At 70.4% G+C, this 22638-nt stretch carries 22 protein-coding genes, 1 tRNA gene and 2 pseudogenes; 15 read left to right on the forward strand and 10 right to left on the reverse strand.

Features of this window, described 5'->3' with window-relative positions; translation table 11 throughout:
• Window position 1: 1 nt before the first annotated feature.
• Both JNW91_RS32055 and JNW91_RS08515 read right to left on the reverse strand, forming a co-directional pair.
• Window positions 2-1489, reverse strand: a complete 1488-nt coding sequence (locus tag JNW91_RS32055; RefSeq protein WP_309244282.1) for a helix-turn-helix transcriptional regulator — start codon at window positions 1487-1489, stop codon at window positions 2-4.
• Window positions 1490-1562: 73 nt separating this feature from the next.
• A complete protein-coding gene (locus JNW91_RS08515; protein ID WP_203174341.1) occupies window positions 1563-1976 on the reverse strand; it encodes a helix-turn-helix domain-containing protein in 414 nt (137 codons plus the stop codon).
• Between the two features lie 344 nt (window positions 1977-2320).
• On the opposite strand from JNW91_RS08515, the gene JNW91_RS08520 reads away from it, so the two are divergent.
• From JNW91_RS08520 to JNW91_RS08580, 13 genes and pseudogenes are all read left to right on the forward strand, one after another.
• Window positions 2321-2566: a DUF6284 family protein gene (locus JNW91_RS08520; protein WP_203174342.1), complete on the forward strand. Its 246-nt coding sequence runs from the start codon at window positions 2321-2323 to the stop codon at window positions 2564-2566.
• On the forward strand, window positions 2566-2940 hold the full coding sequence (locus tag JNW91_RS08525) for an RRQRL motif-containing zinc-binding protein (RefSeq protein ID WP_203174343.1): 375 nt from the start codon (window positions 2566-2568) through the stop codon (window positions 2938-2940). Before JNW91_RS08520 ends, JNW91_RS08525 begins: the two co-directional genes overlap by 1 nt.
• Window positions 2937-3728: an ABC transporter permease gene (locus JNW91_RS08530; RefSeq protein ID WP_203174344.1), complete on the forward strand. Its 792-nt coding sequence runs from the start codon at window positions 2937-2939 to the stop codon at window positions 3726-3728. The genes JNW91_RS08525 and JNW91_RS08530 overlap by 4 nt, the downstream gene beginning before the upstream one ends.
• Window positions 3729-3818: 90 nt before the next feature.
• Window positions 3819-4286, forward strand: coding sequence for a DUF3307 domain-containing protein (locus JNW91_RS08535; protein WP_203174345.1), 468 nt, complete (start codon window positions 3819-3821; stop codon window positions 4284-4286).
• 92 nt (window positions 4287-4378) lie between these two features.
• Window positions 4379-4600: a hypothetical protein gene (locus JNW91_RS08540; RefSeq protein WP_203174346.1), complete on the forward strand. Its 222-nt coding sequence runs from the start codon at window positions 4379-4381 to the stop codon at window positions 4598-4600.
• Window positions 4601-4712: 112 nt separating this feature from the next.
• The gene (locus JNW91_RS08545) at window positions 4713-6917 is read left to right on the forward strand and encodes a cell division protein FtsK (protein WP_203174347.1); all 2205 of its coding nucleotides are present in this window, start codon (window positions 4713-4715) and stop codon (window positions 6915-6917) included.
• 142 nt (window positions 6918-7059) lie between these two features.
• Window positions 7060-7308, forward strand: coding sequence for a hypothetical protein (locus tag JNW91_RS08550; protein WP_203174348.1), 249 nt, complete (start codon window positions 7060-7062; stop codon window positions 7306-7308).
• A complete protein-coding gene (locus JNW91_RS08555; protein ID WP_203174349.1) occupies window positions 7305-7595 on the forward strand; it encodes a hypothetical protein in 291 nt (96 codons plus the stop codon). Before JNW91_RS08550 ends, JNW91_RS08555 begins: the two co-directional genes overlap by 4 nt.
• Before the next feature lie 4 nt (window positions 7596-7599).
• The gene (locus JNW91_RS08560; protein ID WP_203174350.1) at window positions 7600-8748 is read left to right on the forward strand and encodes a bifunctional DNA primase/polymerase; all 1149 of its coding nucleotides are present in this window, start codon (window positions 7600-7602) and stop codon (window positions 8746-8748) included.
• Window positions 8745-9454: pseudogene (locus JNW91_RS08565) on the forward strand (DNA cytosine methyltransferase). Before JNW91_RS08560 ends, JNW91_RS08565 begins: the two are co-directional and overlap by 4 nt.
• 4 nt (window positions 9455-9458) lie before the next feature.
• Window positions 9459-11057: a YfjI family protein gene (locus tag JNW91_RS08570; protein ID WP_203174351.1), complete on the forward strand. Its 1599-nt coding sequence runs from the start codon at window positions 9459-9461 to the stop codon at window positions 11055-11057.
• Between the two features lie 397 nt (window positions 11058-11454).
• A complete protein-coding gene (locus tag JNW91_RS08575) occupies window positions 11455-11655 on the forward strand; it encodes a helix-turn-helix transcriptional regulator (protein WP_203174352.1) in 201 nt (66 codons plus the stop codon).
• Window positions 11652-13040: a tyrosine-type recombinase/integrase gene (locus JNW91_RS08580; RefSeq protein WP_203174353.1), complete on the forward strand. Its 1389-nt coding sequence runs from the start codon at window positions 11652-11654 to the stop codon at window positions 13038-13040. The genes JNW91_RS08575 and JNW91_RS08580 overlap by 4 nt, the downstream gene beginning before the upstream one ends.
• Before the next feature lie 3 nt (window positions 13041-13043).
• Here JNW91_RS08580 and JNW91_RS08585 read toward each other — a convergent pair whose 3' ends face one another.
• Both JNW91_RS08585 and JNW91_RS08590 read right to left on the reverse strand, forming a co-directional pair.
• Window positions 13044-13613 carry a hypothetical protein gene (locus JNW91_RS08585; RefSeq protein WP_203174354.1) on the reverse strand — a complete coding sequence of 190 codons (570 nt, stop codon included), beginning with the start codon at window positions 13611-13613 and terminating at the stop codon, window positions 13044-13046.
• Window positions 13614-13780: 167 nt separating this feature from the next.
• Window positions 13781-13864, reverse strand: a tRNA-Tyr gene (locus tag JNW91_RS08590).
• 147 nt (window positions 13865-14011) lie between these two features.
• On the opposite strand from JNW91_RS08590, the gene JNW91_RS08595 reads away from it, so the two are divergent.
• On the forward strand, window positions 14012-14506 hold the full coding sequence (locus JNW91_RS08595) for a YajQ family cyclic di-GMP-binding protein (protein ID WP_121676982.1): 495 nt from the start codon (window positions 14012-14014) through the stop codon (window positions 14504-14506).
• A gap of 1024 nt (window positions 14507-15530) precedes the next feature.
• On the opposite strand, the gene JNW91_RS08600 is transcribed toward JNW91_RS08595, so the two are convergent.
• The gene (locus JNW91_RS08600; protein ID WP_203174355.1) at window positions 15531-15863 is read right to left on the reverse strand and encodes a hypothetical protein; all 333 of its coding nucleotides are present in this window, start codon (window positions 15861-15863) and stop codon (window positions 15531-15533) included.
• A gap of 284 nt (window positions 15864-16147) precedes the next feature.
• Here JNW91_RS08600 and JNW91_RS34160 point away from each other — a divergent pair.
• Window positions 16148-16348, forward strand: a pseudogene (locus tag JNW91_RS34160) (tyrosine-type recombinase/integrase); the annotation flags it as partial.
• 100 nt (window positions 16349-16448) lie between these two features.
• Here the strand turns inward: JNW91_RS34160 and JNW91_RS08610 are convergent.
• The 5 genes from JNW91_RS08610 to JNW91_RS08630 all read right to left on the reverse strand — a co-directional run bounded on the left by JNW91_RS08610 (window position 16449) and on the right by JNW91_RS08630 (window position 22459).
• The gene (locus tag JNW91_RS08610; protein ID WP_309244283.1) at window positions 16449-16952 is read right to left on the reverse strand and encodes a dihydrofolate reductase family protein; all 504 of its coding nucleotides are present in this window, start codon (window positions 16950-16952) and stop codon (window positions 16449-16451) included.
• A 116-nt stretch (window positions 16953-17068) separates the two neighbouring features.
• On the reverse strand, window positions 17069-18328 hold the full coding sequence (locus JNW91_RS08615; protein ID WP_203174357.1) for an MFS transporter: 1260 nt from the start codon (window positions 18326-18328) through the stop codon (window positions 17069-17071).
• A 144-nt stretch (window positions 18329-18472) separates the two neighbouring features.
• A complete protein-coding gene (gene htpX, locus JNW91_RS08620) occupies window positions 18473-19348 on the reverse strand; it encodes a zinc metalloprotease HtpX (RefSeq protein ID WP_203174358.1) in 876 nt (291 codons plus the stop codon).
• Between the two features lie 115 nt (window positions 19349-19463).
• Window positions 19464-20954, reverse strand: coding sequence for an NADH-quinone oxidoreductase subunit N (locus JNW91_RS08625; RefSeq protein ID WP_203174359.1), 1491 nt, complete (start codon window positions 20952-20954; stop codon window positions 19464-19466).
• Window positions 20951-22459, reverse strand: a complete 1509-nt coding sequence (locus JNW91_RS08630) for a complex I subunit 4 family protein (protein WP_203174360.1) — start codon at window positions 22457-22459, stop codon at window positions 20951-20953. The genes JNW91_RS08625 and JNW91_RS08630 overlap by 4 nt, the downstream gene beginning before the upstream one ends.
• Window positions 22460-22638: the final 179 nt, after the last annotated feature.

A 22638-nucleotide genomic window follows, 5' to 3' on the forward strand; every position in this document is an offset into this window, starting at 1 on the left:
GTCAGCTTCTCCCCAGGATCGTGCGGCGGTGTTTCCACGCGAGTTCAAGGCATCCGGCCGCCGCCGGTGCCAGCCGCCCGCTGGCGGTCAGTTCGTCGATGGTGTGCCGGGTGAACGGCAGCGCCGAGGTTGGCCGCACCCGTCCGGTCTTGACCACAGTTCCCTCAGCGTTGGAGTCGACCATGTCGGCGAACAGGTGGTCATACGTGGGACGGTCGTACACGGCGACGGTCAGGATCTCGCCCCACAGGGTGAGTGCGTCGAGCGCGACGCCGAGGCAGAACACCCGCACCCCGCCGGACGCATACGCCCGGTCGAACGCCGCCAGCGGTTCCGCACTGTAGTCCGCCGGTTCCCCGTCGCCGCCGTGCTCGGCACTGCCAAGGAATTCCTCGCTGTACTCCCGCATCATGTTGCGCCACAGGTCGAAGTCGGCCACTTGCGCGGCGGGCAGGACGCTCGATGGCTGGAACACCCCCGCCGGCATGATGTGCAGCATTCCCCCGGCTACGGCCACGTTGCCGGCTGCGCGGTTGTGCAGGACGAAGGACGCTCCGTCGTCGTCTACTCGCAGGGTGAGCGTGTCGGTTGACGGCGCTGTCGGCCGGCGACTGGGCGTGAACGGGTCGCCCACGAGTCGCCGGAAGCCCAGGTTTCGCCAGGACGCCGGCAGGATGCCGCTCCCATCGCCGGCTACGTGGTACATCGCCATTTCGTGCGCGAGCGCTTCCGAGACATCGACACCGCCGAAGTACGTGCCGGTAGTGAACGTGAGCGCACGGTCGGGCTGGCTCCAGTCGACTCCCGCGAGGTGCCATGCGAGCCGGTTCTCAAAGAGCCGGGGCTGCTCAACATCCCGCAGGGCGAGGCTGTAGCGCTGGTGCCGCCGCCCGTCCGACGCCAACGGCCGTACGCCGGCCGCAGCGTCCTCGGTCCCGGTGACGAGGGGCGCGGTTCCCTCCGGGGCGAGCCCGATTCCGAACTGCGCCAACTCGATCGGAGTCGGTGGCAACCATTGCGGCGCTGCAATCAGGCCGCTGTCACCTACGCGGTGCTCCACGTCGTAGAGGCGTGCCGCCTCACGGGCGAGCTGCACCCGATGAATGTTCAGCTTCCGCCGGACCGCGCGCCATTCCTCCTGGCTGTCCTCGGCCTGCGGATGAGACACCGGATCTTGGTAGATCGCGAAACCTCCGGAATCGTTCTCGGGACTGTCACGCTGCTGGGGCGTGACGCGCTGCCTGGTGAGTCCAAGATCCTGCACAGAGACGCCGAAGTGCTCGGCGAGGAGCTGCCGGTAGAGCGCGGACGGATACGTGATCCCCCGTTCCCATCTGCTGACCTGATTTGCGGTTACGGCCAGTCTCTTCCCGCGCGCCACCCCCAGGCGGTTCAACCCATCCGCCACGTCCTGCTGAGTCTCGCCCGCCGCGTCGCGGAGGTTGTACAGCGTGAGATTCGGGGTGGCATCCCTGGCGTGAGCAGGCACAGCGGCCCTCCTTCGCTGGCGTAGGCACCTGCCGATACGCAACCGCGCCTAGTCGATGCCTAGTGGACTGCGGTTACCCGGCTGGTGAACGGCGTTCGGATGCGCGTTCGGAACTGGTGTCCTTATCGCCATGACCGACATCGACCGCCATCCGCTCTACGGCATCCGCGAGCCGCCGCACCTCGGCGTGAAGCTGGTCCAGCCGCGCGAGTACCAGCGACGAACTGTCCGCCCGCCCCACTCCCCCGCCGCTGTCCGGCGGTGTGGCCCCGGTCAGCACGGCACGAAGGTAGTCGTCCGGCCAGCCGAGAGCCTGCGAGATCGCGGCGAGCGTGCGCGCCGACCGCTTGCGGGTCGCGGTCGCTTTTTGCAGCTCACGCAGGGTGGCAACCGACACCTTGGACCGCTCGGCCAACTCCTGCTGTGACAGCGGCAAATCGGCCATCCGGCCGTTGATTGCGCTGGCCACGGCCTGCCAATCCTCCACCCGATGCCTCCCTGTCTGACTGCTTGATCCGCTGATCCTAGTCCTCCCACCTCGTTGACATCGCACAACTTCAGCGCTAATTTTAGCGCTGAAATTAGCTACGCCGGCCGGATGGTCCGGGGAACGACGGCACGTAGTTGCCGAACGCCCATGGACCGCCGGATCAGGTCGTTATTTCTCAACTTCAGAGCGACAGGAATGAGTGCGCGTAGCGCTGCTGAGCAGCATCTCTGCCTTGAGCCACTTGGTGGTCGACCCCGGTAGATCCCGGGCGAGCGGGGCGAGTGAAGCGGGTTGCGCGCACTGCATGCCTTCCCGCTGCAACGACTTCCCGGAGGTTTCCCGTGCGGAACCAACTTGCCCTCATCACCGCCGAGCCGACCGCTGCTGACCTGGCCGCGATCGACGCGGAGTGGCCGCTGATCGCGGCCGAGCTGGACCTGCTGGACGCCGAAATCACGCTCATCTACGCCGAGGACCACGGCGGCCCGACCGAGCTGGACTGGCGTCGGGTGCGCCGGGCCGAGGCTCGCGTCACCCGCGCCGCCACCGACACCGCTACCCGCACCGACCCGCACCGCGCGGCCTGATGGCCCGCATCCGCGCCGCCTTCCACGACCCGGATGGCACGCGGTACGGCATCCCCACCTACTGGTGGAAAGGTGCCCCGCCCGGCTACGCCACCCGCCGCCAACTGACCGCCGCCGGCCTACGCCCCGGCGGTCAACCCATCGCCGCTCTAGTGCTCTGGCAAGGGGTCGGCGGCACCCGCACCGCCCACCTCTACCGCCTCGACCTCGCCGCGCCGAAGCGCACCGCGACCCCCGCGCAGCGCACCGCGATCGACAAGGCACTCACGGCCCGCCGCACCTGCCGCACCTGCCACCAGGTGCGGCCGTACTTCATCCCGCGCTCGCTGGGCGAATGCCTCGCGTGCGCCTTCCCCCAGGAGGACGCAGCATGACCGCCCCCACCATCAACGGCACCCGCTACCCCCAGCCCTTGGAAGACCTGTTGTCCGCCGCGCGGGAACTGGACCTGCCGGACGGGGAGGTGTTCCCGTCGCGGAACCGGCTCATGCGGGAGTTCCGCATCGGCGCACCCAAGGCCGGCGAACTGCTCGCGCTGCTCAAGACCGAGCCCGCCGCGCCGCCGGCCGACACCACCGAGGCGGCCACCCCGGACCCGGCACCCGCGCCGGCCGCACCCGAGCCCACGCCGCCGGTCGTACCGGACCCGACGCCCGCCCCGGAGATCACGCCGCCGACGCCGCCGGCCGAGGCCAGCGCGGTCAGTCGCCCGGATACGCCCGCCCCGCCCGCACCGGTCCGATCGGCGGTGGTGTGGCCGGTGGTGCTGCTGGCCCTGCCGGCGTTCGTCGCGATCTGGTCCGGGTGGGTTGGCCTCGGCGGACTTACCGGATTCGGCATCGTGCACCCGCTCCCGGGCATCTGGGACAGCTTCTCCATCAACTCCGCGATCACGCTCCCGATCGGGGTGGAGACGTACGGCGCATACGCGCTCTACGTGTGGCTGTCCGGTCGGGTGCCCGAGCGAGCGCGCCGGTTCGCCAAGTGGTCCGCCCTCGGCTCTCTCGCCATCGGCGCACTCGGGCAGGTCGCCTACCACCTGTTGGAGGCCGCCGGGGTCACCTCGGCCCCGTGGTGGATCACCACCGCCGTGGCCTGTCTCCCGGTCGCGGTGCTCGGCATGGGTGCCGCCCTCGCGCACCTCGTCCGCACCCACGACTAGCGCCGCCCGGCGGCACGGCCCCTGGCCTGGAAACCCGTGCCGTGCCGCCGGCCCTCAACCCCTCAGCCATCGACTTCGGGAGAGACATCCATGTTCGCAGACCCGACCGGCGCGCACGCTGGCGCGTTCGCTGCCGTGTTCGCCGCCCTCTACGTCGCTCACCAGATCGCCGATCACTGGGTGCAAACCCAGTGGCAGGCCGATACCAAGGGCCAGTCCGGCTGGCTCGGCCGCCTCGCTTGCGCCGCGCACGTCGCCACCTACACCCTGACCGCCGCCACCACGCTGGCCGCCATGCTGCTGGCAACGGGCCTGCGGCTCGACCCGTGGGGCGTCGCGGTCGGGCTGACCGTCTCGGCGGTGTCGCACTACATCGCTGACCGGCGAGCGCCGCTGCGGCGCATCGCCGACGCCCTCGGGGCGGGCCGCTTCTACCGCCTCGGCGCACCCCGCCCCGGCCGCGACGACAACCCCTCACTCGGCACCGGGGCCTACGCCCTGGATCAGTCCTGGCACATCGGGTTCCTGTTCGTCGCCGCGCTGTTCTGCGCGGTCTGACTACCCCCGCCCCCACCGGCCCGGCCCTCGTCGGTCCGGTGGGGTGCGGAGGTTGCCAGACCCGCTGGCAGCCACGGCAAGGAGGAATTCCCGTGGCGATGTCGTCCTGCACCACCTGCGGCAAGGGCTTCAAGAGCGTTTCCATCGACAGCACCGGCACCCTCGCGATCTGCGACGCCGGTCACTACAACTTCGACGCCGGCAGCCGCTCCGACAACGGCTCGATCAAGACCGGCAGCGTCAAGGTTAAGGGCCAGTCCGCGATCGGCAACGGCGCGACCGCGATCGGCCGCAAGGGCAAGAAGGGCCGCTGACGCGGCGTAACCCGACACCTAGCCCCGCCCGGCGGCGCGGCCACCTGGCTACCAACCCGCGCCGCGCCGCCGGCCCCCTACCGATCTCCTGACCGTTGGAGGAACCCCCATCATGACTGCCCCTGATGAGAACCGTTTCGACTGGCAAGCCGCCGAGAACGACCTAACCGACCCGACCACCGGCCCGGATGCCGAGGTGGTCGACCTGGACGATGCCCGCGCCCGCCGGGTGCCCCGTCCCCGCCCGCCGGCCGACGCGGACGACACCGCCGAGGACGCCGAAACGGTCGACGACGGCCCGGAGCACCTCGGCGGACTGGTCGACGCGGCCGAGGACATCCCGCCCGAGGTGCTCGCCCGGCAGCGGGAGCGCCGGCCGATCCTGGCCGAGTGGGCGCGCTCGTGGCGCGGCCTGCGCGCAGCGGCGCGGCACCAATCGAAGGATGCCGGCTACGTGACCGCGTACCACGCGGTGCGGCTGCCGAAGTACGCGGCGAAAACCGTTGTATGGGCACCGGTTGGGCTGTTCCGCGGCCTCGGTCGGGCGTTGCACTGGGCCAGCGCCGAAGAGGGCAACTGGCACCTGCGGCAGGCCGCCGCGACCCGTGGTGAGGCGGACGTGTGGCTCAAGCTGGACGCCCGCCGGCAGCGCCAGAGCGTGTGGCGGTGGTGGGTGCTCGCCGCTGGTGCCGGCGCAACCGTCGCCGGGGCGATCGTTCTCACCCTCGGGCCGGCGTGGTGGCGCTATCTGGCGTTGGCGGTGGTGGTGCCGTTGCTGGCCACGCTCGGTCGACCGGCGGACAAGCCGCTGACCGACCGGGTTACCGAGGGCACCCGCTACCGCAAGCTGACCGCTGACCTCGTGCGGCGGGCGTTGACCTCGTTGCAGATGGCCGCGATCAACAGCGCGGTTGCCAAGGACCCGAAGGCGATCAGCTTCCCGGTCGACATCCACCGCGACGGCCCCGGGCACCTCGCGGTGGTCGACCTCCCGTACGGGGTGGAGGCCGCCGAGGTGGTCGCCCGGCGGGGCCGGCTGGCCTCGGCGATGCGGCTGCCGCTGGATCAGGTGTGGCCCGAACCGGCACCCGGTCACACCGGGCGGTTGGCGTTGTGGGTCGGGTATGAGCCGGCGTCGCAGATGACTCAGCCACCGTGGCCGCTGCTGTCGGAGTCGGCGAAGGTGGACCTGTTCAAGGCGTTCCCGTTCGCCACCACCCCGCGTCTGGACGTGCTCGACGCCGAGCTGATGTTCCGCAACTGGCTCTTCGGTGGCCAGCCCGGTTCGGGTAAGACCTTCGCGCTGCGCACGCTGCTGCTGGCCGCGTCGCTGGACGCGCGCGCCGAGATCCGAGGCTATGAGTTGAAGGGCGTCGGGGACTTCGCCGTCCTTGAGCAGGTCATGGCCGAGTACGGCAACGGCTTCGATGACGAAACCCTCGCCCGGTGCTTCGCGTTCATCGAGTGGCTGTACGAGGAGTGCCGCCGCCGCTCCAAGCGCATCGAGCACTACGCGAGGTTGGGCAAGGCCCCGGAGAACAAGGTCACGCCGGAACTGGCGTCGCTCAAGGGGTCCGGCCTTCACCCGCTGGTGGCCTGGTTCGATGAGCTGCAAGAGCTGATGACCAGCAAGTACGCCAAGGAATCCGGCGAGATCCTGGAGAAGGTCATCAAGCTCGGGCAGGCGCTGGGCGTGATCATCCTGATCGGGACGCAGATCCCGGACAAGGACAGCTTGCCGACCGGCATCACCCGCAACGTCAACAGCCGGTTCTGCCTGTCGGTAGCTGACCAGACGGCTAACGACATGATCCTCGGGACGTCGGCGTACAAGCAGGGCTACCGGGCGACGGTGTTCGTGCCGGTCGACGAGGCCGGGTGGGGCATCCTGCGCGGCTTCGGCCCGAAGCCCTCGGCGGTGAAGTCGTACAAGGTCGACAACATCAAGGCCGCGCAGATCGTCACCCGCGCCGTCGCGCTGCGCCAGGCCGCTGGCACCCTGCCCAAGCCGGACGAGCAGACCCGCGAGGTGGCCCCAGTCGCGGACGTCCTCGGCGACCTCGCGCGTGTGTGGCCGGGCGACGAAAAGGCGGTGTGGAACGAGACGCTGTGTGCACTGCTGGCCGAGCTGCGGCCCGACGTGTACGGCGGGTGGGAGGCTGCGCAGCTCACCACCGCGCTCAAGCCGCACCCGCTGGTGAAGGTCGGCGACGTGGGGCGGCGTATCGACGGTAAGGCGACCACCCGGCGCGGCATCAAGCACCCCGACGTGCTCGCCGCGATTGCGGAGCGTGACCGGAAGCGGTCTGCCGGCTGACCCGCCGTCAGGGTGCTAGCGCTAGCGGCCCGTCCTGCTAGCGCTAGCACCCTCGCTAGCACCCGATCCGAATCATGAGCTGCGACCTAGCAGATAGCAGCTCACGGCCGTTCGCACCCAAAAACCGGCCCGGGAGGCACTTGTGAACCCCCACCTGACCGCCGCTATCGTCCTCGCCGCGATCCCCGCCCTGATCACGCTCGGTTACGCCATCGTGTGCTGGGTCAAGCCCGTCAAGACCTGCCAGCGGTGCGCCGGCAGCGGCCGCATCACCACCCGGGTCCTGCATCGGCCGCGTGCCTGCCGCCGCTGCGACCGAGGCCACCGGCTGCGCACCGGCCGCCGCGTCTACAACCACTTTCACCGCCTGCGCGCCGAGGCGAACCGATGAACCGCCGCACCCGCGACGGACACACCGAGTGGTGCGGCAAAGACCACCGCTGCGGCCTCGGCGAACACCGATCCGAAGAGATCGTGGTCGACGTTGCCGGCCGCTCCCGCGCCGTCCTAGTCAGGGTGCGCACCGCCGCCGGCCGCGAGCACGCCGAGGTGCGCGTCAGGGTCGCGCTCGCCCCGACCGATCTGGCCGCTCGCCGGCAACTGGTCGGGCTGCTCGGCGACCTGCGACACGCGGTGACCCGGGCCGCGATCACTGCACGGCCGCGGCCGAGGCGGTGACCCGGTGCCCGCCCGATGGCTGGCCGCGAGCGCGGTACTCGGCCGGCCGGTGACCGACGCCGAGGCATACCCGCACATCTGCGGTCGGCTGCTCGCCGCCGACAACGCGCGCAGCGGCCGGCCCGTCCTGCTACAGCGCCGCGACTGCGCCGCCTGCGCCCAAGGCCGACACGAACGCCTCCACGGCCGCCCGCCGGCCGATCGCCTTACCACCTCACCCGCACCACCGGAGAGGACCCGCACCATGCCCGACAACCCACTGCTTACCGCCGCGCTCGCGCACGCCGCACGCGGCTGGCACGTCTTCCCGCTACGCCCCGACGACAAGCGACCCGCCTTCCCCGACCACGCTGGCGACGACTGCAACGGCCGCGACCCGCGCTGCCGCGCTGCCGGTCACCACCTCGGGTGGGAACCTCGCGCCACCTGCGACCCCGACCGCATCCGCCGAGCATGGACCGCCCGCCCGTACGGGATCGGGTTGGCCTGCGGCCCGTCCCGGCTGGTCGTGGTCGACCTCGATCGGCCGAAGGACGACACCACCGGCCCGACCGGGCTGGACACCCTCGCCGACCTGGCCGCCACACACGCCGCGCCCGTCGAACCGACGTACACGGTGACCACCGGGCGAGGCGGCACCCACCTCTACTACCGCCACCCCGACGACGGGCCGGAGCTGCGCAACACCGCCGGCACCCTCGGGCCGCTGGTCGACACCCGCGCCCACGGCGGTTACGTGGTCGCCGCCGGGTCGACGGTCAGCGGACGGCCGTACCGGGTCGACCTGGATACCGACCCTGCGCCGCTGCCCGGGTGGCTGGCCGCCCGGTTGGCCCCGGCGCCGCTCCCGCCGCAGCGCCCGGTGGTGGTGTCGCTGCCGACCGACCGCAGCGGCGCGTACGTACGGGCCGCGATCAGCCGAGAAGCCGACCGGGTAACGACTGCGCCGGCAGGGGAGCGCAACCGGGCGCTGTACGTCGCTGCCGTGGCACTCGGGCAACTCACCGCCGGTGGGTCGCTCACCGCAGAGGACGCCAAAAGCGTGCTGGAACAAGCCGCAGCGCGGGCTGGGCTGGGCCACGTCGAGACGGCACGCACCATCCGATCCGGGCTGGCCGCCGGCAGCAAACGACCCCGGCAGGTAGCCGCATGAGCAGCGAACCCCTGAACGTGTTGGAACTGTTCGCCGGCATCGGCGGGCTGTCGCTCGGGTTGCAGCGGGCCGGCATGCGGATCGTCGGTCACGTCGAGATCAACCCGTTCTGCCGCGCCATTCTGCACAAGCACTGGCCGGAGGTCCCTTGCCATGACGACGTCCGCACTGCCCTCACCTGGTGGCGCTCACAGCCTCGACCCCGCGTCGATGTCGTCGCGGGTGGCTATCCCTGCCAGCCCGACTCCCTGGCCGGTCCCCGGCGCGGCACGACGACGAACGGTGGCTCTGGCCCGAGATGGCCCGCGTCATCCACGCTCTACAGCCCCGATACGTCATCGGAGAGAACGTCCTCGGCCACCGCACCAGGGGACTTCGTTTCGTGCTCCGAGATCTCGAACGACTCGGATACACCACCCGTGCCGGCGTTGTCCGCGCTTGCGAGATGGGCACCCCACACCCACGACCCCGCCTGTTCGTCCTGGCCCACACCAACCGCCAGAGACGGCCGGCGCGGCGCTGGCTGGAACCGGCCAGGACGACCCCTGTCCGAGAGAGCCGGTGGCCCGCTGAACCCCGAGTGGGTCGAGTGGCTCATGGGCTTCCCGACCGGGTGGACCGCGTTACCGCCCTCGGAAACGCCGTCGTCCCCCCAGTCGCCGAGCGCATCGGCCGCATCGTCCTCGACCACCACGCAAGCAGGTGACCCCATGACACCAGCACGGCTGCACCTGGTCACCGACCACCCCGACGCCACCAGCGAGCCGGCCTCGGGCGGCCCGCTGTGGGATGTTCCAGTGCCCCTGACCGGGCCGAGCGCCGCGCCGCCGCCGTTCCCAGTCGACGTGTTCCCCGCCTGGTTGGGCGACATGGTGACCGGCGTAGCCCGGTTCACCCAGACCGACCCTGCGATGGCCGGCACCCTCGCCGTCGCCGTGCTCTCCGCGTGCGCCGGTGGCCGCCTGGAGGTGGAGCCGGTCGGCGGGTGGCGGGAGCCGGTGAATGTGTTCGCCGCCGTCATTGCCGGCCCCGGGGAGCGGAAGTCACCTGTTCACCGGGCGATGACCGCGCCGCTGTTCGCCGCTCAGTCGACGTTGGGTGAGGCGATGCGGCCGCGGATCGCTGAGGCTGCGGCGCTGCGGGATATCGCCGACCGGCAGGCCGAGCAAGCCAAGGCGCAAGCGGCGAAGGCCAGCGACCCGGGTAAGCGGGACGAGGCCGCCGCCGAGGCGGTAGCCGCTGCTATCGCGGCCGAGGCGATCACCGTTCCCGGCCTGCCCCGCCTGATCGTGGACGACGCCACCCCGGAAGCCCTCATCGGGTTGATGGCCGCCAACGGCGGACGGATGGCGATCATCAGCGATGAAGGCGGGATCTTCGACACCCTCGCCGGTCGGTACTCCGGTGCCCCGAACCTTGACCCCTACCTGAAAGGCCATGCGGGGCAGCCGATGAGCAACGAACGGCAGACCCGAGAGGGTGCCTCGGTCGACAAACCAGCGCTGACCGTGTGCGTCATGGCGCAACCGACCGTGCTGCGCAAATTCGGCGGTAACGCCGACCTCGCCGGCCGAGGGCTACCGGCCCGGTTCCTGTTCGCCCTGCCCCGGTCCCTGGCGGGGTATCGGTTGGTGGATACCGAGCCGGTGCCCGAGGCGGTAACGGCCGGCTACCGGCACCGGGTGCACGACCTGGCCGCCACCCTCGCCGAGTGGGAAGACCCCGCCGTGGTCACCCTCACCCCCGAGGCCGGGCGGGTGCGGCTGGCGGCTGCTCAGGAGGTGGAGGCGCAGCTACGGCCCGGCGGGACGCTGCACGACATGCGGGAGTGGGGCAACAAGCTCTCTGGCGCAACGCTGCGGCTGGCCGGGTTGCTGCACGTCGCGCACCACCCCGCCGACGCCTGGCGACGCCCGATCGACGCCGACCGGATGACCGATGCCGTGCGGCTGGCCGAGTTCTTCGCGGCGCACTACCGGGCCGCCCTCACCACCATCGGCAGTGATACGGCGATGGAGAACACCCGGTACGTGCTCGGGGTGCTCACCACCAAGAGCATGACCACCTTCACCCGCCGGGAACTGCACCGCAAGGTGTCCCGCCGACTGCCGAAGTCCGACGAGGTGTCGGCGGTGCTCGCCGAGCTGGCCGCCCTCGGGTGGGTCCGCAACGGGCCGGACGGCCGCTACGAACTGCACCCCCGCGCCGTGGCCGAGGTGCCCGAAGGCGTTGACACGTTGACAACCGCACCCGACACCAACGTTTCCGCAGCTCAGAGCACCCGCGAGGGTGTCAACGGGGGGCGTTGACACCTCGACACCGCCTCTCACCTGCGAAAACATGACCGCACCTGCCGATTGTCAACGTGTCAACGCTTCCCGGCCCCTCCCGGCCCGCACTCGCGCCGCCACCGGTCGATCGGCACCCGGAAACGGCCCGCTGAGAGCCACACAGACGGTCAGGCCCTATGCCTTACCCCAGACCTGCCCGGATCTTGCCTCCACGGCGCTCTCAGCGGACCGCCCTACGCCGTTCTGCCGCACTGGCACCCCGACCCTCCACGGGCCACCGACGCCGACCGGAAGGCGCTCACCGCGCCAATCAGCCCGCAAGACACCTCGCTGAAACAGCCGCAACGCTGCCCGCCGCAACGCCGCGGCTTGTTCCAGCGCTCCACCTGCACCCCGCACGAGGGAGGCCCCGCCCATGACCGCGCGCCGCACCCCGACCGGCAACCTGCTCACCCTCGCCGAAGTCCTAGACGAACTCCGCGTACCCCGGTCGACCTTCTTCCGCTGGAAGGCCACCGGCCGCGCACCCCGAACCATCAAATACCCGAACGGCAGCCTGTACGTCCGCCGCCGCGACCTGGACAACTGGCTTAACGACCACGAAGAGGCAGCATGACCAGCACCTACGACGTACGCGTACACGGCATCCTCAAGAACCAACTCAGCAAGGGCTACTCCTACGTGGTCCGCTGGAAGGTGGCGGGCGAGCCGTTCCGCAAGACGTTCGCGACCCGCGCCCTGGCCGAGAGCTTCCGGTCAAAGCTGGTGGTGTCTCAGCGAGAAGGCGTCGCGTTCGACAAGGCCAGCGGCCTGCCCGAGCCCATGGCCCGCGCACTCAACGCCCGGTCGTGGTACGAGCACGCGGTGGCCTACGTTGACATGAAATGGCCCCGTGCATCGGCGAAGCACCGCAAGGGCATCGCCGAGACGCTGGCCACCATCACCCCGGCGCTTCTATCGACCGACCGAGGCGTGCCCAGCGACAAGGCGCTACGGGCCGCGCTCTACGGGTGGGTGTTCAACACGGCTCGCCGCGACGCTGGCGATCCGCCCGTTCACCTGGCCGCCGCCGTGCGCTGGCTCAAGGCCAACACCGTCGACCTATCCGCGCTCACCGATGCTGCGCTGGTGCGGAAGGTGCTCGACACGCTCGCTCTGCGGATGGATGGTGCCCCCGCCTCGGCGAGCACGATTGCCCGTAAGCGGGCAGTCTTCTCCGGTGCTCTCAAGTACGCCGTTGAGCTGCGGCTACTCGACACGCACCCGATGACCCTGGTGAGCTGGACCGCCCCGAAGACAGCCGATGAGATCGACCGGGGAGCGGTGGTCAACCCCGATCAGGCGCGAGCGCTGCTCGCCGAGGTCGGCCGAGCCGTGCCCGAGTTGGAGGCGTTCTTCGGATGCATGTACTACGCCGCCCTGCGCCCCGAAGAGGTGCTTCACCTGCGCGAAGACGAGTACGAGCGGCCCGCCCAGCCTGACGGGTGGGGCGTACTGCACCTGACCGGCTCGACGGTGGCCGTGGGTCGGGACTGGGGCGACGGGGACGCCACGGCCGAGGACCGGGGGTTGAAGCACCGAGCGAAGGCCGCCACGCGGGACGTGCCGGTGCCGCCGCCGCTCGTGCGGCTACTCGACCACCACGTCAAGGAGTACCCACCCGGATCGAACGGGAAGCTGTTTGTCACCCGGCGTGGTCCCGGCGGCCGGTACGTGCCCACCGCCGGCCAGCCGATCCCGAACAACACCTACGGGAAGGCGTGGCGCGACGCGCGGGCAAAGGTGCTCACGCCGGCACAACAGCGCTCCCCGCTGGCTCGCCGTCCGTACGACCTGCGGCACGCCGCCGTGTCCCTCTGGCTCAATGCCGGAGTGCCGGCTACCCAGGTCGCTGAGTGGGCCGGGCACAGCGTGCACGTTCTCATGAGGGTCTACGCAAAGTGCGTCTACGGCCAGGAGGAAGCCGCCCGCCGCCGCATCGAAGCTGCGCTCGGACTCTAAGCCCTATCCGCGTGACGAATGTGTCGACGTCGAGTCGATCAGGCCCTTAGCCGGCCGAGTGCCATCCTCAACATCCGTATCGATCAATGGGCTCACCAGCTCGGGTCGGGGACGGCCGCCCACAATGACGTTGACTGCCCATACCTCACCCTTACGAAGTAGGTGCGGGCCAAGCTGGATGACGGCTTCATCCCCAATCGCTCCGGACACCATGGGAACCGAGTGATCGGACAGCGCCGTGACTCCGAACATCTTGCAGTTCAGTCTCACGAGAAGCGGCTTCCCGCCGTCGAAGTGAGCACTTGAAATATCACGTGGCCCAGTGTTGAAGATCCCGATGAGCACCATATGGGGATCTTCAACGTCTATGTCCCGCCAAGTAACTTTGAGGAGGTTCTTGGTGGATTCGCGTATATAGCCCTCCGGGATCAAGGAACTCGCTGTGGCCATCAAGGTGATGCGTCCGCGCCGTGTCCCCCAACGTTGGGCAGCCAAAGCGCCAGCCGCTATGGCCACCACAGCAACAGCGATAGCAATGAGCGCGAGTACGTCCGACCGGTCCCACGTCGCCATGGCAGACAGTGTGAGGTGTTGGGCCATCTCTCAGCATCCCCCGCTGGCACGGCGACACGTATACGACACAACCAGTGAGATCACACGGCTCGGTGTGGGACTGAACGAGACTCACGAGAGAGGCCCCTGACCGGCGTTCACGCTGGTCAGGGGCCTCTTTGCGCACCTGGTGGCGGGTAGAGGATTCGAACCTCTGTAGCTTTCGCGACGGATTTACAGTCCGCTCCCATTGGCCGCTCGGGCAACCCGCCAGGGCACCCCACCGCGTCGCAACGCGGCGGCGGAAGCAAGGATAGCGGCTCCCCCTGGTACCGGTGCAACCGGGTACGGTCAGGGGGTCGTGCCGCTGGTCGGCGGCCGGCAGCAGGCCCAGACCGCCGGACAGCAGGAGCATCAACATGGCAGCGAACCCGTCGTTCGACATCGTGAGCAAGGTTGACCGCCAGGAGGTGGACAACGCCCTCCGCCAGGCGGAGAAGGAGCTCTCGACGCGGTTCGACTTCCGTGGCACCGGCGCGGAGATCTCCTGGTCCGGTGAGGAGGCGATCGGCCTCCAGGCGGAGACCGAGGAGCGGGTGCGCGCCGCGCTGGACGTGTTCAAGGAGAAGTTGGTCAAGCGGAACATCTCGCTGAAGTCGTTGGACGCCGGTGATGCCCGCCCGTCCGGCAAGGTCTTCAAGATCGACTGCAAGGTGATCCAGGGCATCGAGACGGACAAGGCCAAGGCGATCAGCAAGAAGATCCGCGACGAGGGTCCCAAGGGCGTCCAGGCGCAGATCCAGGGCGACCAGCTGCGCGTCACCGGCAAGAAGCGCGACGACCTTCAGGCGGTCATCTCGCTGCTCAAGGGTGAGGACTTCGGCGTCGCCCTCCAGTTCACCAACTACAGGTAAGGCGGCTCCGGCCGGCCTGGCCGTCGGGCCGACCACGCCTTGTCACATGGGCAGACGTCGTCATCAGTGGTCGTCGTTCGTCGCTCACGATCGGCCTCCGACGGCCTGGTGACGGCCTGGGCCTGGTCCTCGTCGCCGGCGCGGTCCAGCCCGCTCTGACCCGTCGCTTGTAAGTGGGGCCGCTATGCCACCGGGTCAGGGGCCGTGGTGTCAAAGCCTGCTTGCTCGGTGTAGAGAATCGCTCCCCACCGGTCAGAGGTGAGCCTGTACATGGTTCGGACAATCCTCCAGTCGAGCAGGTAGCCAGACGTAGTGATCTCCGCAAGCGCGTCGCAGAGAGTCAGGTCGACGGGACCGCCCTGGCGGAGTCCGTGGTTGACGGCATTCTTCACGCTGTCGGGTCGGGTAACTACGCGCAGGGCAACAGGAGTCGTCTGCTCGCTGGCGGCAACGGCTGCCGGATAACGTACGCGAGCTTCCCCTGCAACGTCGGCGGTCGCTGGACAACTGGCACGATGCCCAACCGATGCCGTCGCCGGCCGGCGTAGCAGTGGCGACCGGGCACCGCGCTCGAAGCTCCGTGACCAGTTCGTCGAGGAGACGCTGCGCCACTGGCTCGCCGGACCGCAGGAATAAGGTCATCACTTCCGCCATAGCCATATCTTGCTGGCCCTTCACCCCGCCCGGTACTCGCCAGGCGCCCGTAGGTTGGGGAGTTGAAGCGGAACACAGAGCCGCTGTCCCGCCACCAGCGTGAACGGCCGGCGACACCTGCTCACATGGCGTCTCGGGCTGCCATCGCTGGTGGCTGCTTGACGGCGTTTGACGGTGTCTTGTGCCCCCTGTGTGCCCCAGACTGCCGGGACGCCCGCAGCGCTTGCAGCGCCCCGGACCCGCGGAGTAAGAGGCACAGTCGGAGCCATCGTCAGTAGGTCGCCACCTCGGCCGACCCGACAGCCACGATGCGGCCTAGACGGCTGTGGCGGGCCTCGGTTGCTGTCGGCGTTGCTGTCACCCCGCCGGTTTACCATTTACGAAAATTGCAGATATCCTTTATTGCCTGCTGCATAAGGTTCCATGACTTCTGGATGTCAACATTTCCGCTGGCCCCACCGGAATAGCGAGAAGTGTCCTTGACTAAGAAAACCGCGCCCACCCAGCCCGTCAAGACACCCAACACCGTTACAAAGAAGAGTACGATCGTGAGCGGTTCAAGAATGTCTGGGGCCACGCCGAACCCTGCGAGAACGACTAAGACGGCCACCACCGGAAAAAGTAGGGCTAGTCGCATCCCTCGTACAAACAACCGGTAGCTGTACGACTCCACGATCGCGGAAAAACCGGGATCATCTGCCATGCTAGTTGCACCAGTCAAGATTGCTCATCAAAGAATCTCCAACTACCCCGTCAGGACACCTCGGAACACAATCGCATCCCGAGTCAACCGCTGGCCATCCCGCGTGCCGTCGACCCGCCCTCCTGGGGAGCGGGCCGCCGCCCGGCCCGCCACGTCAAGCGGACCTTGACGGCTCGTACGGACGCTGGCGGGTCGGGCGGTGGTCTGCTCGGTTTGCCCGGGTCGGTGGCAGGCGGAATTGGTTCGTTCCGCAACCACCCACGGACCGCGACCCGCCGACACCGCACGCGCTGCGGCACTTCTACGCCTCGGTCCTTCTCGACGCCGGGGAGAGCGTCAAGGCGCTGTCGGAGTACCTGGGCCACGCCGACCCGGGCTTCACCCTGCGCACGTACACGCACCTGATGCCGACCAGCGAGGACCGCAAACGGCGTGCTGTCGACAAGGTGCTCGGGTCACCCTCGGACGGCCTGGCGACGGCCTAACAGCGATCATGGCTACGTTCTCGCAGGTAGCGGGCGGTATCCCTCCAGTTCACCAACTACCGGTAGTCGCTGGTCCGGATCGCGGCCGGATCACCGACCGTCAGCGGACGACGCTGTACCAGTGCGCGGTCTCGCCCGGGAGCGGCATCAACCGCACCCTGGCGCCGCCCGGGTCGTCGAACATGCGCACACCGTCCCCGAGCAGCACCGGCGCGAAGAAGATCAGGATCTCGTCGAGCAGCCCGGCCCGGAGGCACTGCTTGGCGACGTCCGCGCCGAGTATGTTCACGTACTTCTCGCCTGCGGCCTCCTTGGAATGCGCGACGGCGCTGTGCAGGTCGCCGACGAACGTGACGTCCGCGGGTGGCTGGGCCGGCGGTCGGTGGGTCAGGACGAACACCGGCCCGTGGTACCGACCGCCGAACGCGCCCTCGCTGTCGGTGCCGCGATTCGGGTCGTCGCCGCCGAAGGTGCGGTTGCCGGCCAGGATCGCGCCGACGTTGGCCAGTAGACGCTCGGCGGTCGGGTTGTCGCCGGTGAGGTGTTCGGTCAGCCAGGCCATGTCCCCGCCGGGGCCTGCGATGTAGCCGTCGAGCGACGCCACATCGACTCGGATTCCTGAATGTCGGGGCATTCCCCGTCATCGGGACACCCCGACATCACGGAAGTCGAGTCGATCAAGACGTCGGCCGGCCGGGAGGCCGAGTCGATCAAGCGGGGTCAGACGGTGACCGGCTCTTCGGCGCGTACCGCTGAGGTTTCCGCGCGGGCGATGGGCCCGCCGGGCAGCGCGGCGACCGCGGCCCCGACGCCGACCGCGGCCCCGGCGAACAGGAACGCCCACGGCACGCCGCCGGCACGGTCCACGATGAGGCCGGCCACCGCGCCGCCGGCGGCGCTCGCCGCCACCGCGACGGTGACCACCCAGGTGTACGCCTCGTTCAGCATGCCCGTCGGGGCGATCCGGCCGACCAGGGTGTTCTCCAGGGTCAGCGCGGGAGCGATGGTGGCGCCTCCGACGACCAGCGCTACGCCCAGCGCCAGCGGGGTCGGCATCACCGCGAAGACGAAGAAGGTGCCGGCCAGCGCGGCGAGCAGCAGGGCGAACTGCCGGGTCATGTTCGGTGCCGGCCGGCGGACTCCGAACCAGAACCCGCCGATGGCGCTGCCGATCCCCCAGACCGCGAGCAGAAGACCGGCCAGGCTCTCCGGGTCGTCGGTGGTGTGGCCGCTCGCGTACGCCGGAACGATCACCCCGGCGGCGCCGAACGCGATGCCCAGGCCGGCCACGCAGACCAGCAGGGCCGGGAAGCCGGCGACCCGCAGCGGACCGAGCCCTCTGGCGTGGTGCTCGCGCGGGTGTGGACGCCAGCCGCGCATCACCCGGCCCAGCGCCACGGCGGTCGTGCCGACCAGGGTGACCACGGCCGCCCCGATCAGGGCTGCCGCCGCGTCGGCGACCAGCACGAAGCCGGCCACGAGCAGCGGGCCGAGCACGAACACGATCTCGAACAGTGTGGTCTCCGCGGCCAGCGCGGTGTTGCGCAGGGCGTACCGGCCGGAGGCGGGGCCGGTCAGTTCGTTCCAGGCGCCGCGGATGGCGGCGGTGAGCGGCGGATAGGTCGCCCCGGCGATGCCGGCCGCCAGGTAGATGGCCCCGAGGGCGTCCTCGCCCGAACGACTGGCCAGCAGCAGCCCGATGAGCGCCAACGGGTGGGCCACGGCGGTGACCAGGAGGACGGGGCTCGGGCCGACACGGTCGGCGATCCGCCCGGCCACCGGGCTGAGCGCGGCACCGGCCACGGCGTAGATGCCGCCCGCCACGGCGGCGAGGGCGTACCGCCCGGTCACCTGTTCGACCACCAGCAGCAGCGCCAGCGGTGTCATGCCGATCCCGAGTCGCCCGACGATGCCGGTGACCAGCAGCATCGGCGCACCGGGAATCCGCCAGACACCCAGGTACTGACGCAGCGCGGCCACCGTGAACCTCCCGAGGATGTAATGAGCGTGAGCGGTTATGACCCTAACGCCGACGTGCGACGGCAGGTACCGGATATCGCCCCCGACACAGCACTCCGCCCGTACCCGGTGCGACCGGGTACGGGCGGAGCGGGGATCAGCGGGTCAGCGCTGGAACTGCACCGGCCCCGAGTCGGCGGCCATCCGCTCCAGCCGGGCGACCCGGTCCTCCATCTTCGGGTGGGTGGAGAAGAGGGCGGCAACCGCGCCACCGGAGAACGGGTTGGCGATCATCAGGTGGGCGGTGCTGGTGAGCGTGCCCTGGGCCGGCAGCGGGCGTCGGCGGGCCACCGCGTCGATCTTGCGCAGCGCGCTGGCCAGGGCCAGCGGGTCGCGGCTCAGCTCGGCACCCGAGGCGTCCGCCTGGAACTCACGGCTCCGGCTGATCGCCAACTGGATGACGGTGGCCGCGATCGGCCCCAGGATCAGCGTCAGCAGCAGTACGGCCGGGTTCGGCGAATCCTCGTCGTCCCCACCTCCGAGCGGGATGAACCAGGCGATGTTCGCCAGGAACGTGATGATGCCCGCCAGACCGGCCGCCACGCTGGAGATCAGGATGTCGCGGTTGTAGACGTGCGACAGCTCGTGGCCGATCACACCGCGCAGCTCGCGGTAGTCGAGGATCTCGGTGATGCCCTGCGTCACGCAGACCGCCGCGTGCTGCGGGTTACGGCCCGTGGCGAACGCGTTGGGCTGGGCCGTCGGGCTGACGTACAGCCGCGGCATCGGCTGCCGAGCCTCGGCCGCCAACTCACGGACCATCCGGTACAGCTCGGGGAACTGCGCCTCGCTGACCGGTTGCGCACGCATCGAGCGCAACGCGAGCTTGTCGGAGTAGAAGTAGGAAATGCCGTTGATGACCAGAGACAAGAGGACGGCGATGACCAGGCCGCCACTGCCGCCGAACCCGTAGCCCACCGCGAGGATCAGAGCGGTGAGCAGGCCGAGCAGTGCGGCGGTCTTCAGACGGTTGTGGTGCACGATCTCTCCTTCGGTGCACGGATCGCCGGGATCCGCTGACCGGTCCAACAACCCGGTACCCGCCAACCATCCGTCTCAACGCTGAGAGTTCACTGAGATGGAGCCGCAGGTCAGGTCAGCGACCCGCCAGGTCGAGCACCAACTGCGGGGCGACACCGACCACCACGGCGGCCACCGTCGCCACCGCCAGCACCACCGCCACCACACCCACCACGGGTACGGCCACCGCGCCGCCCGCGACAGCCACGCCCGGCGTCGTCGTCGGCGCCCACAGGCCGGCGGTGACGCGCAGGTAGTAGGCCAGCCCGATCACCGCGTTCAGCGCCACCACCAGCGCCAGCCAACCGGCGCCGCCGTCCAGCAGCGCCCGGACCACGGTCACCTTCGCGAACAGCCCGGCCAGCCCCGGCGGCAGACCGGCCAGACCGACCAGCGCGAGACCGAACGCAGCCCCCCGCCACGGGTACCGACGGGCCGTGCCGCGCAGGTCGTCGAGCGTGCCGCCGTCCGCGCCCACCGGACGCAACGCGGTCACCCCGGCGAACGCGCCCAACTCCAGCACCACGAAGAACACGGCGTACGCCACCGCGGCCGCGTACGCCGCGGAGCGTGCCTCACCCGTGCGGCCGGCGGCCAACGCCAACGCGCCCAGCGGGGCGAGGATGTAACCGGCCTGCGCGACGGACGACCAGGCGAGCAGCCGCACCGTACGCCGCTGACGCAGCGCGACCAGGTTGCCGACGGTCATGGTGAGCACCGCGAGCACGGCGAGCACCGGACCGGTCTGCTCGGCCGGCAGCGCCCGCTGCACCACCGCCAGCAGCGCGACGAGGCCACCCAGCTTCGACGCCGTGGACAGGTACGCCGCCACCGGCAGCGGCGCCCCGTCGTAGGTGGCCGGCGCCCAGGCGTGGAACGGCACCGCCGCCACCTTGAAGGCCAGCCCGACCAGCAGCAACGCCACCGCGGCGGTGGTCAGCGGCAGGCCCCGCAGCTCCGGGCGCTCGGCCAACAGCGCGCCGAGCCGGTCCAGGTGCAGTCCGCCGGTCACCGCGTACAGCAGCGCCGCGCCGAGCAGCGTCACGGTCGTGGCCACCACGCTGACCACGAAGAAGGTCACCGCCGCCTCGGCGCTGGCCAGACTCCCCCGACGCAGTCCCACCAGCACGTACAGCGGCAGGGTCAGGGTCTCCAGGGCGACGATCAGGGTGATCAGGTCGCCGGCCGCGCCGAGCACCACACCGCCGGTCATCGAGCAGGCCAGCAGGAAGCAGTACTCCCCCACCGGCGACCGCCCCGCCCGCAGCGCCGGCGCGGACAACCCGAGCACGCCCAGGGTCAGCAGCGCCACCACCGCGCCGACCAGGGCCGCCCGGCCGCCGAAGATCCAGGAGCAGTCGGCACCGACGCAGAACGTCCGCCGTTCCCCGACCGCGCCGACCGCGGCGGAACCGACGGCGGTGCCGAGCGCGCCGAGCGCCGCCACCACGACCGTGGCCCGGGGCCGCGCCAGCAGCAGGTCGGTGACCAGCACCAGGACGGCGGTGCCGGCGGCCAGGTAGGCCGGCAGCAGCGCGACGCTGTCCACGTTCTGCACCGCGCTCATGGGAGCACCACCCCCACGAGGGCGTCGACGGGCGCCTCGGCGACGCCGAGGACCAGCGCCGGTGCCAGCCCGATGGCCAGCGCCAGCAGCACCAGCGGCACCCACGCGGTCAGTTCCGCACCGGCCAGGCCGGCGCCGACCCCGCCGACCGCCGGACTCGGCCGCCCGTGCGTGACCTGGCGCAGCAACCGCAGGAAGTACGCGGCGGTGAGCGCACCACCGATCGCCGCCAGCACCCCGAGGGTCGTCCACAGCGGGCCGCCCACCTGCAGCGCCGCGACCACCGCGAACGCCTCGCCCCAGAAGCCGGCCAACCCGGGCAGGCCGAGCGACGCGACCGCCGCGAACGCGAGCAGACCGGCCAGCCGGGGCGCGGTCTCCCGCAGCCCGGACAGCTCCGCGAGACTGCCCGTGCCGGTACGGTCCTTCACGGCGCCGGCCAGGAAGAACAACAGACCGGTGATCACCCCGTGCGCGACATTGCCGATCAGCGCCGCCTGGATGCCGGTGGCGGTCAACGTGGCGACGCCCAGCAGCACGAAACCCATGTGCCCCACGCTGGAGTACGCGATCAGCCGTTTGACGTCCGCCTGGGCCAGGCACACCAGCGAACCGACCAGGATCGCGGCGACGGCCAGCACGCCCAGCACCGGAGCCGCCCAGCGCGCACCCTCCGGGGCGACCCCCACCGCCACTCGGATCAGGCCGTACGTGCCCATCTTGAGCAGCACCCCGGCCAGCACGACACTGCCCACCGTGGGCGCCTGGGTGTGCGCGTCGGGCAGCCACGAGTGCAGCGGCCAGAGCGGGCTCTTCACCGCGAAAGCCAACGCCAGCAAGGTGAACGCGGCCAGTTGGGTGCCCCGGGACAACCCGTCGCCACCGGTCAGCGCCACCACGTCGGCGGTGCCGGCGGCCGCCACCACCACGTACACGCCGACCAGCAGCAGCACCGACCCGAACAGGGTGTACAGCGCGAACTTGCGGGCCGCCCGACGCCGGTCCGCGCCACCCCAGCCGGCGATGATCGCGTACATCGGCAGCAGGACGACCTCGAAGAAGAGGAAGAACAACACCAGGTCCAGGGCGAGGAACGTGCCCAGGATGCCCACCTCGACCACCAGCAATAGCGCCACCAACGCCCGGCCGCTGCCGCCGTCGGGCACCCGCCACATCGTGTACGCGCAGCAGAGCAGGGTGAGCAGCGCGGTCAACACCACCAGCGGCCAGGAGATGCCGTCGACACCGAGGTGGAAACGCAACTCAAGGCCGGGCACCCAGGGCAGGTCGAGCTGATGCCAGGGCCGCACCGCCGGCGCGCCGGCCGACCACGCCACCCAACTCCGCCCACCGAAGACCAGCGGCACCGCGGCCAGCAGGGTCAACGCCGCCGCGACCGTGCCGACCAGCCGGGCCGCCCGATCCCGGGGTGTCGCCGCCACCGCGACGGCGCCGAGCGCCGGCACCGCCAGGACGGCCACCAGCAACACCTGCCCGAAACTCATCGGACCGCCTTTGTTCGCGACTGCGGGGCTCGCAACCCCGGCTCACTCCTCGCGCTCACCGGACTCCTCCGATCAGGGCGGCGGCCAGCCCGATCAACAGCGCGCCGCCAGCACACCGGCGGCGGCCCGGGGCAGCGCCGCCCGGTGCCAGCGCGGCCAGCCCGGCGCCCAGCCCGGAC

The sequence above is a fragment of the Micromonospora parastrephiae genome, from assembly GCF_016802865.1.
GTDB lineage: Bacteria > Actinomycetota > Actinomycetes > Mycobacteriales > Micromonosporaceae > Micromonospora > Micromonospora parastrephiae.

Bases quoted from the DNA above. Each gene is read 5' to 3' on its own strand.
- JNW91_RS08525 (WP_203174343.1), top strand. From the start codon at position 2,566: ATGGCCCGCATCCGCGCCGCCTTCCACGACCCGGATGGCACGCGGTAC.
- JNW91_RS08530 (WP_203174344.1), top strand. From the start codon at position 2,937: ATGACCGCCCCCACCATCAACGGCACCCGCTACCCCCAGCCCTTGGAA.
- JNW91_RS08535 (WP_203174345.1), top strand. From the start codon at position 3,819: ATGTTCGCAGACCCGACCGGCGCGCACGCTGGCGCGTTCGCTGCCGTG.
- JNW91_RS08545 (WP_203174347.1), top strand. From the start codon at position 4,713: ATGACTGCCCCTGATGAGAACCGTTTCGACTGGCAAGCCGCCGAGAAC.
- JNW91_RS08555 (WP_203174349.1), top strand. From the start codon at position 7,305: ATGAACCGCCGCACCCGCGACGGACACACCGAGTGGTGCGGCAAAGAC.
- JNW91_RS08570 (WP_203174351.1), top strand. From the start codon at position 9,459: ATGACACCAGCACGGCTGCACCTGGTCACCGACCACCCCGACGCCACC.
- JNW91_RS08575 (WP_203174352.1), top strand. From the start codon at position 11,455: ATGACCGCGCGCCGCACCCCGACCGGCAACCTGCTCACCCTCGCCGAA.
- JNW91_RS08580 (WP_203174353.1), top strand. From the start codon at position 11,652: ATGACCAGCACCTACGACGTACGCGTACACGGCATCCTCAAGAACCAA.
- JNW91_RS08585 (WP_203174354.1), bottom strand. From the start codon at position 13,613: ATGGCGACGTGGGACCGGTCGGACGTACTCGCGCTCATTGCTATCGCT.
- JNW91_RS08595 (WP_121676982.1), top strand. From the start codon at position 14,012: ATGGCAGCGAACCCGTCGTTCGACATCGTGAGCAAGGTTGACCGCCAG.
- JNW91_RS08600 (WP_203174355.1), bottom strand. From the start codon at position 15,863: ATGGCAGATGATCCCGGTTTTTCCGCGATCGTGGAGTCGTACAGCTAC.
- JNW91_RS08625 (WP_203174359.1), bottom strand. From the start codon at position 20,954: ATGAGCGCGGTGCAGAACGTGGACAGCGTCGCGCTGCTGCCGGCCTAC.
- JNW91_RS08630 (WP_203174360.1), bottom strand. From the start codon at position 22,459: ATGAGTTTCGGGCAGGTGTTGCTGGTGGCCGTCCTGGCGGTGCCGGCG.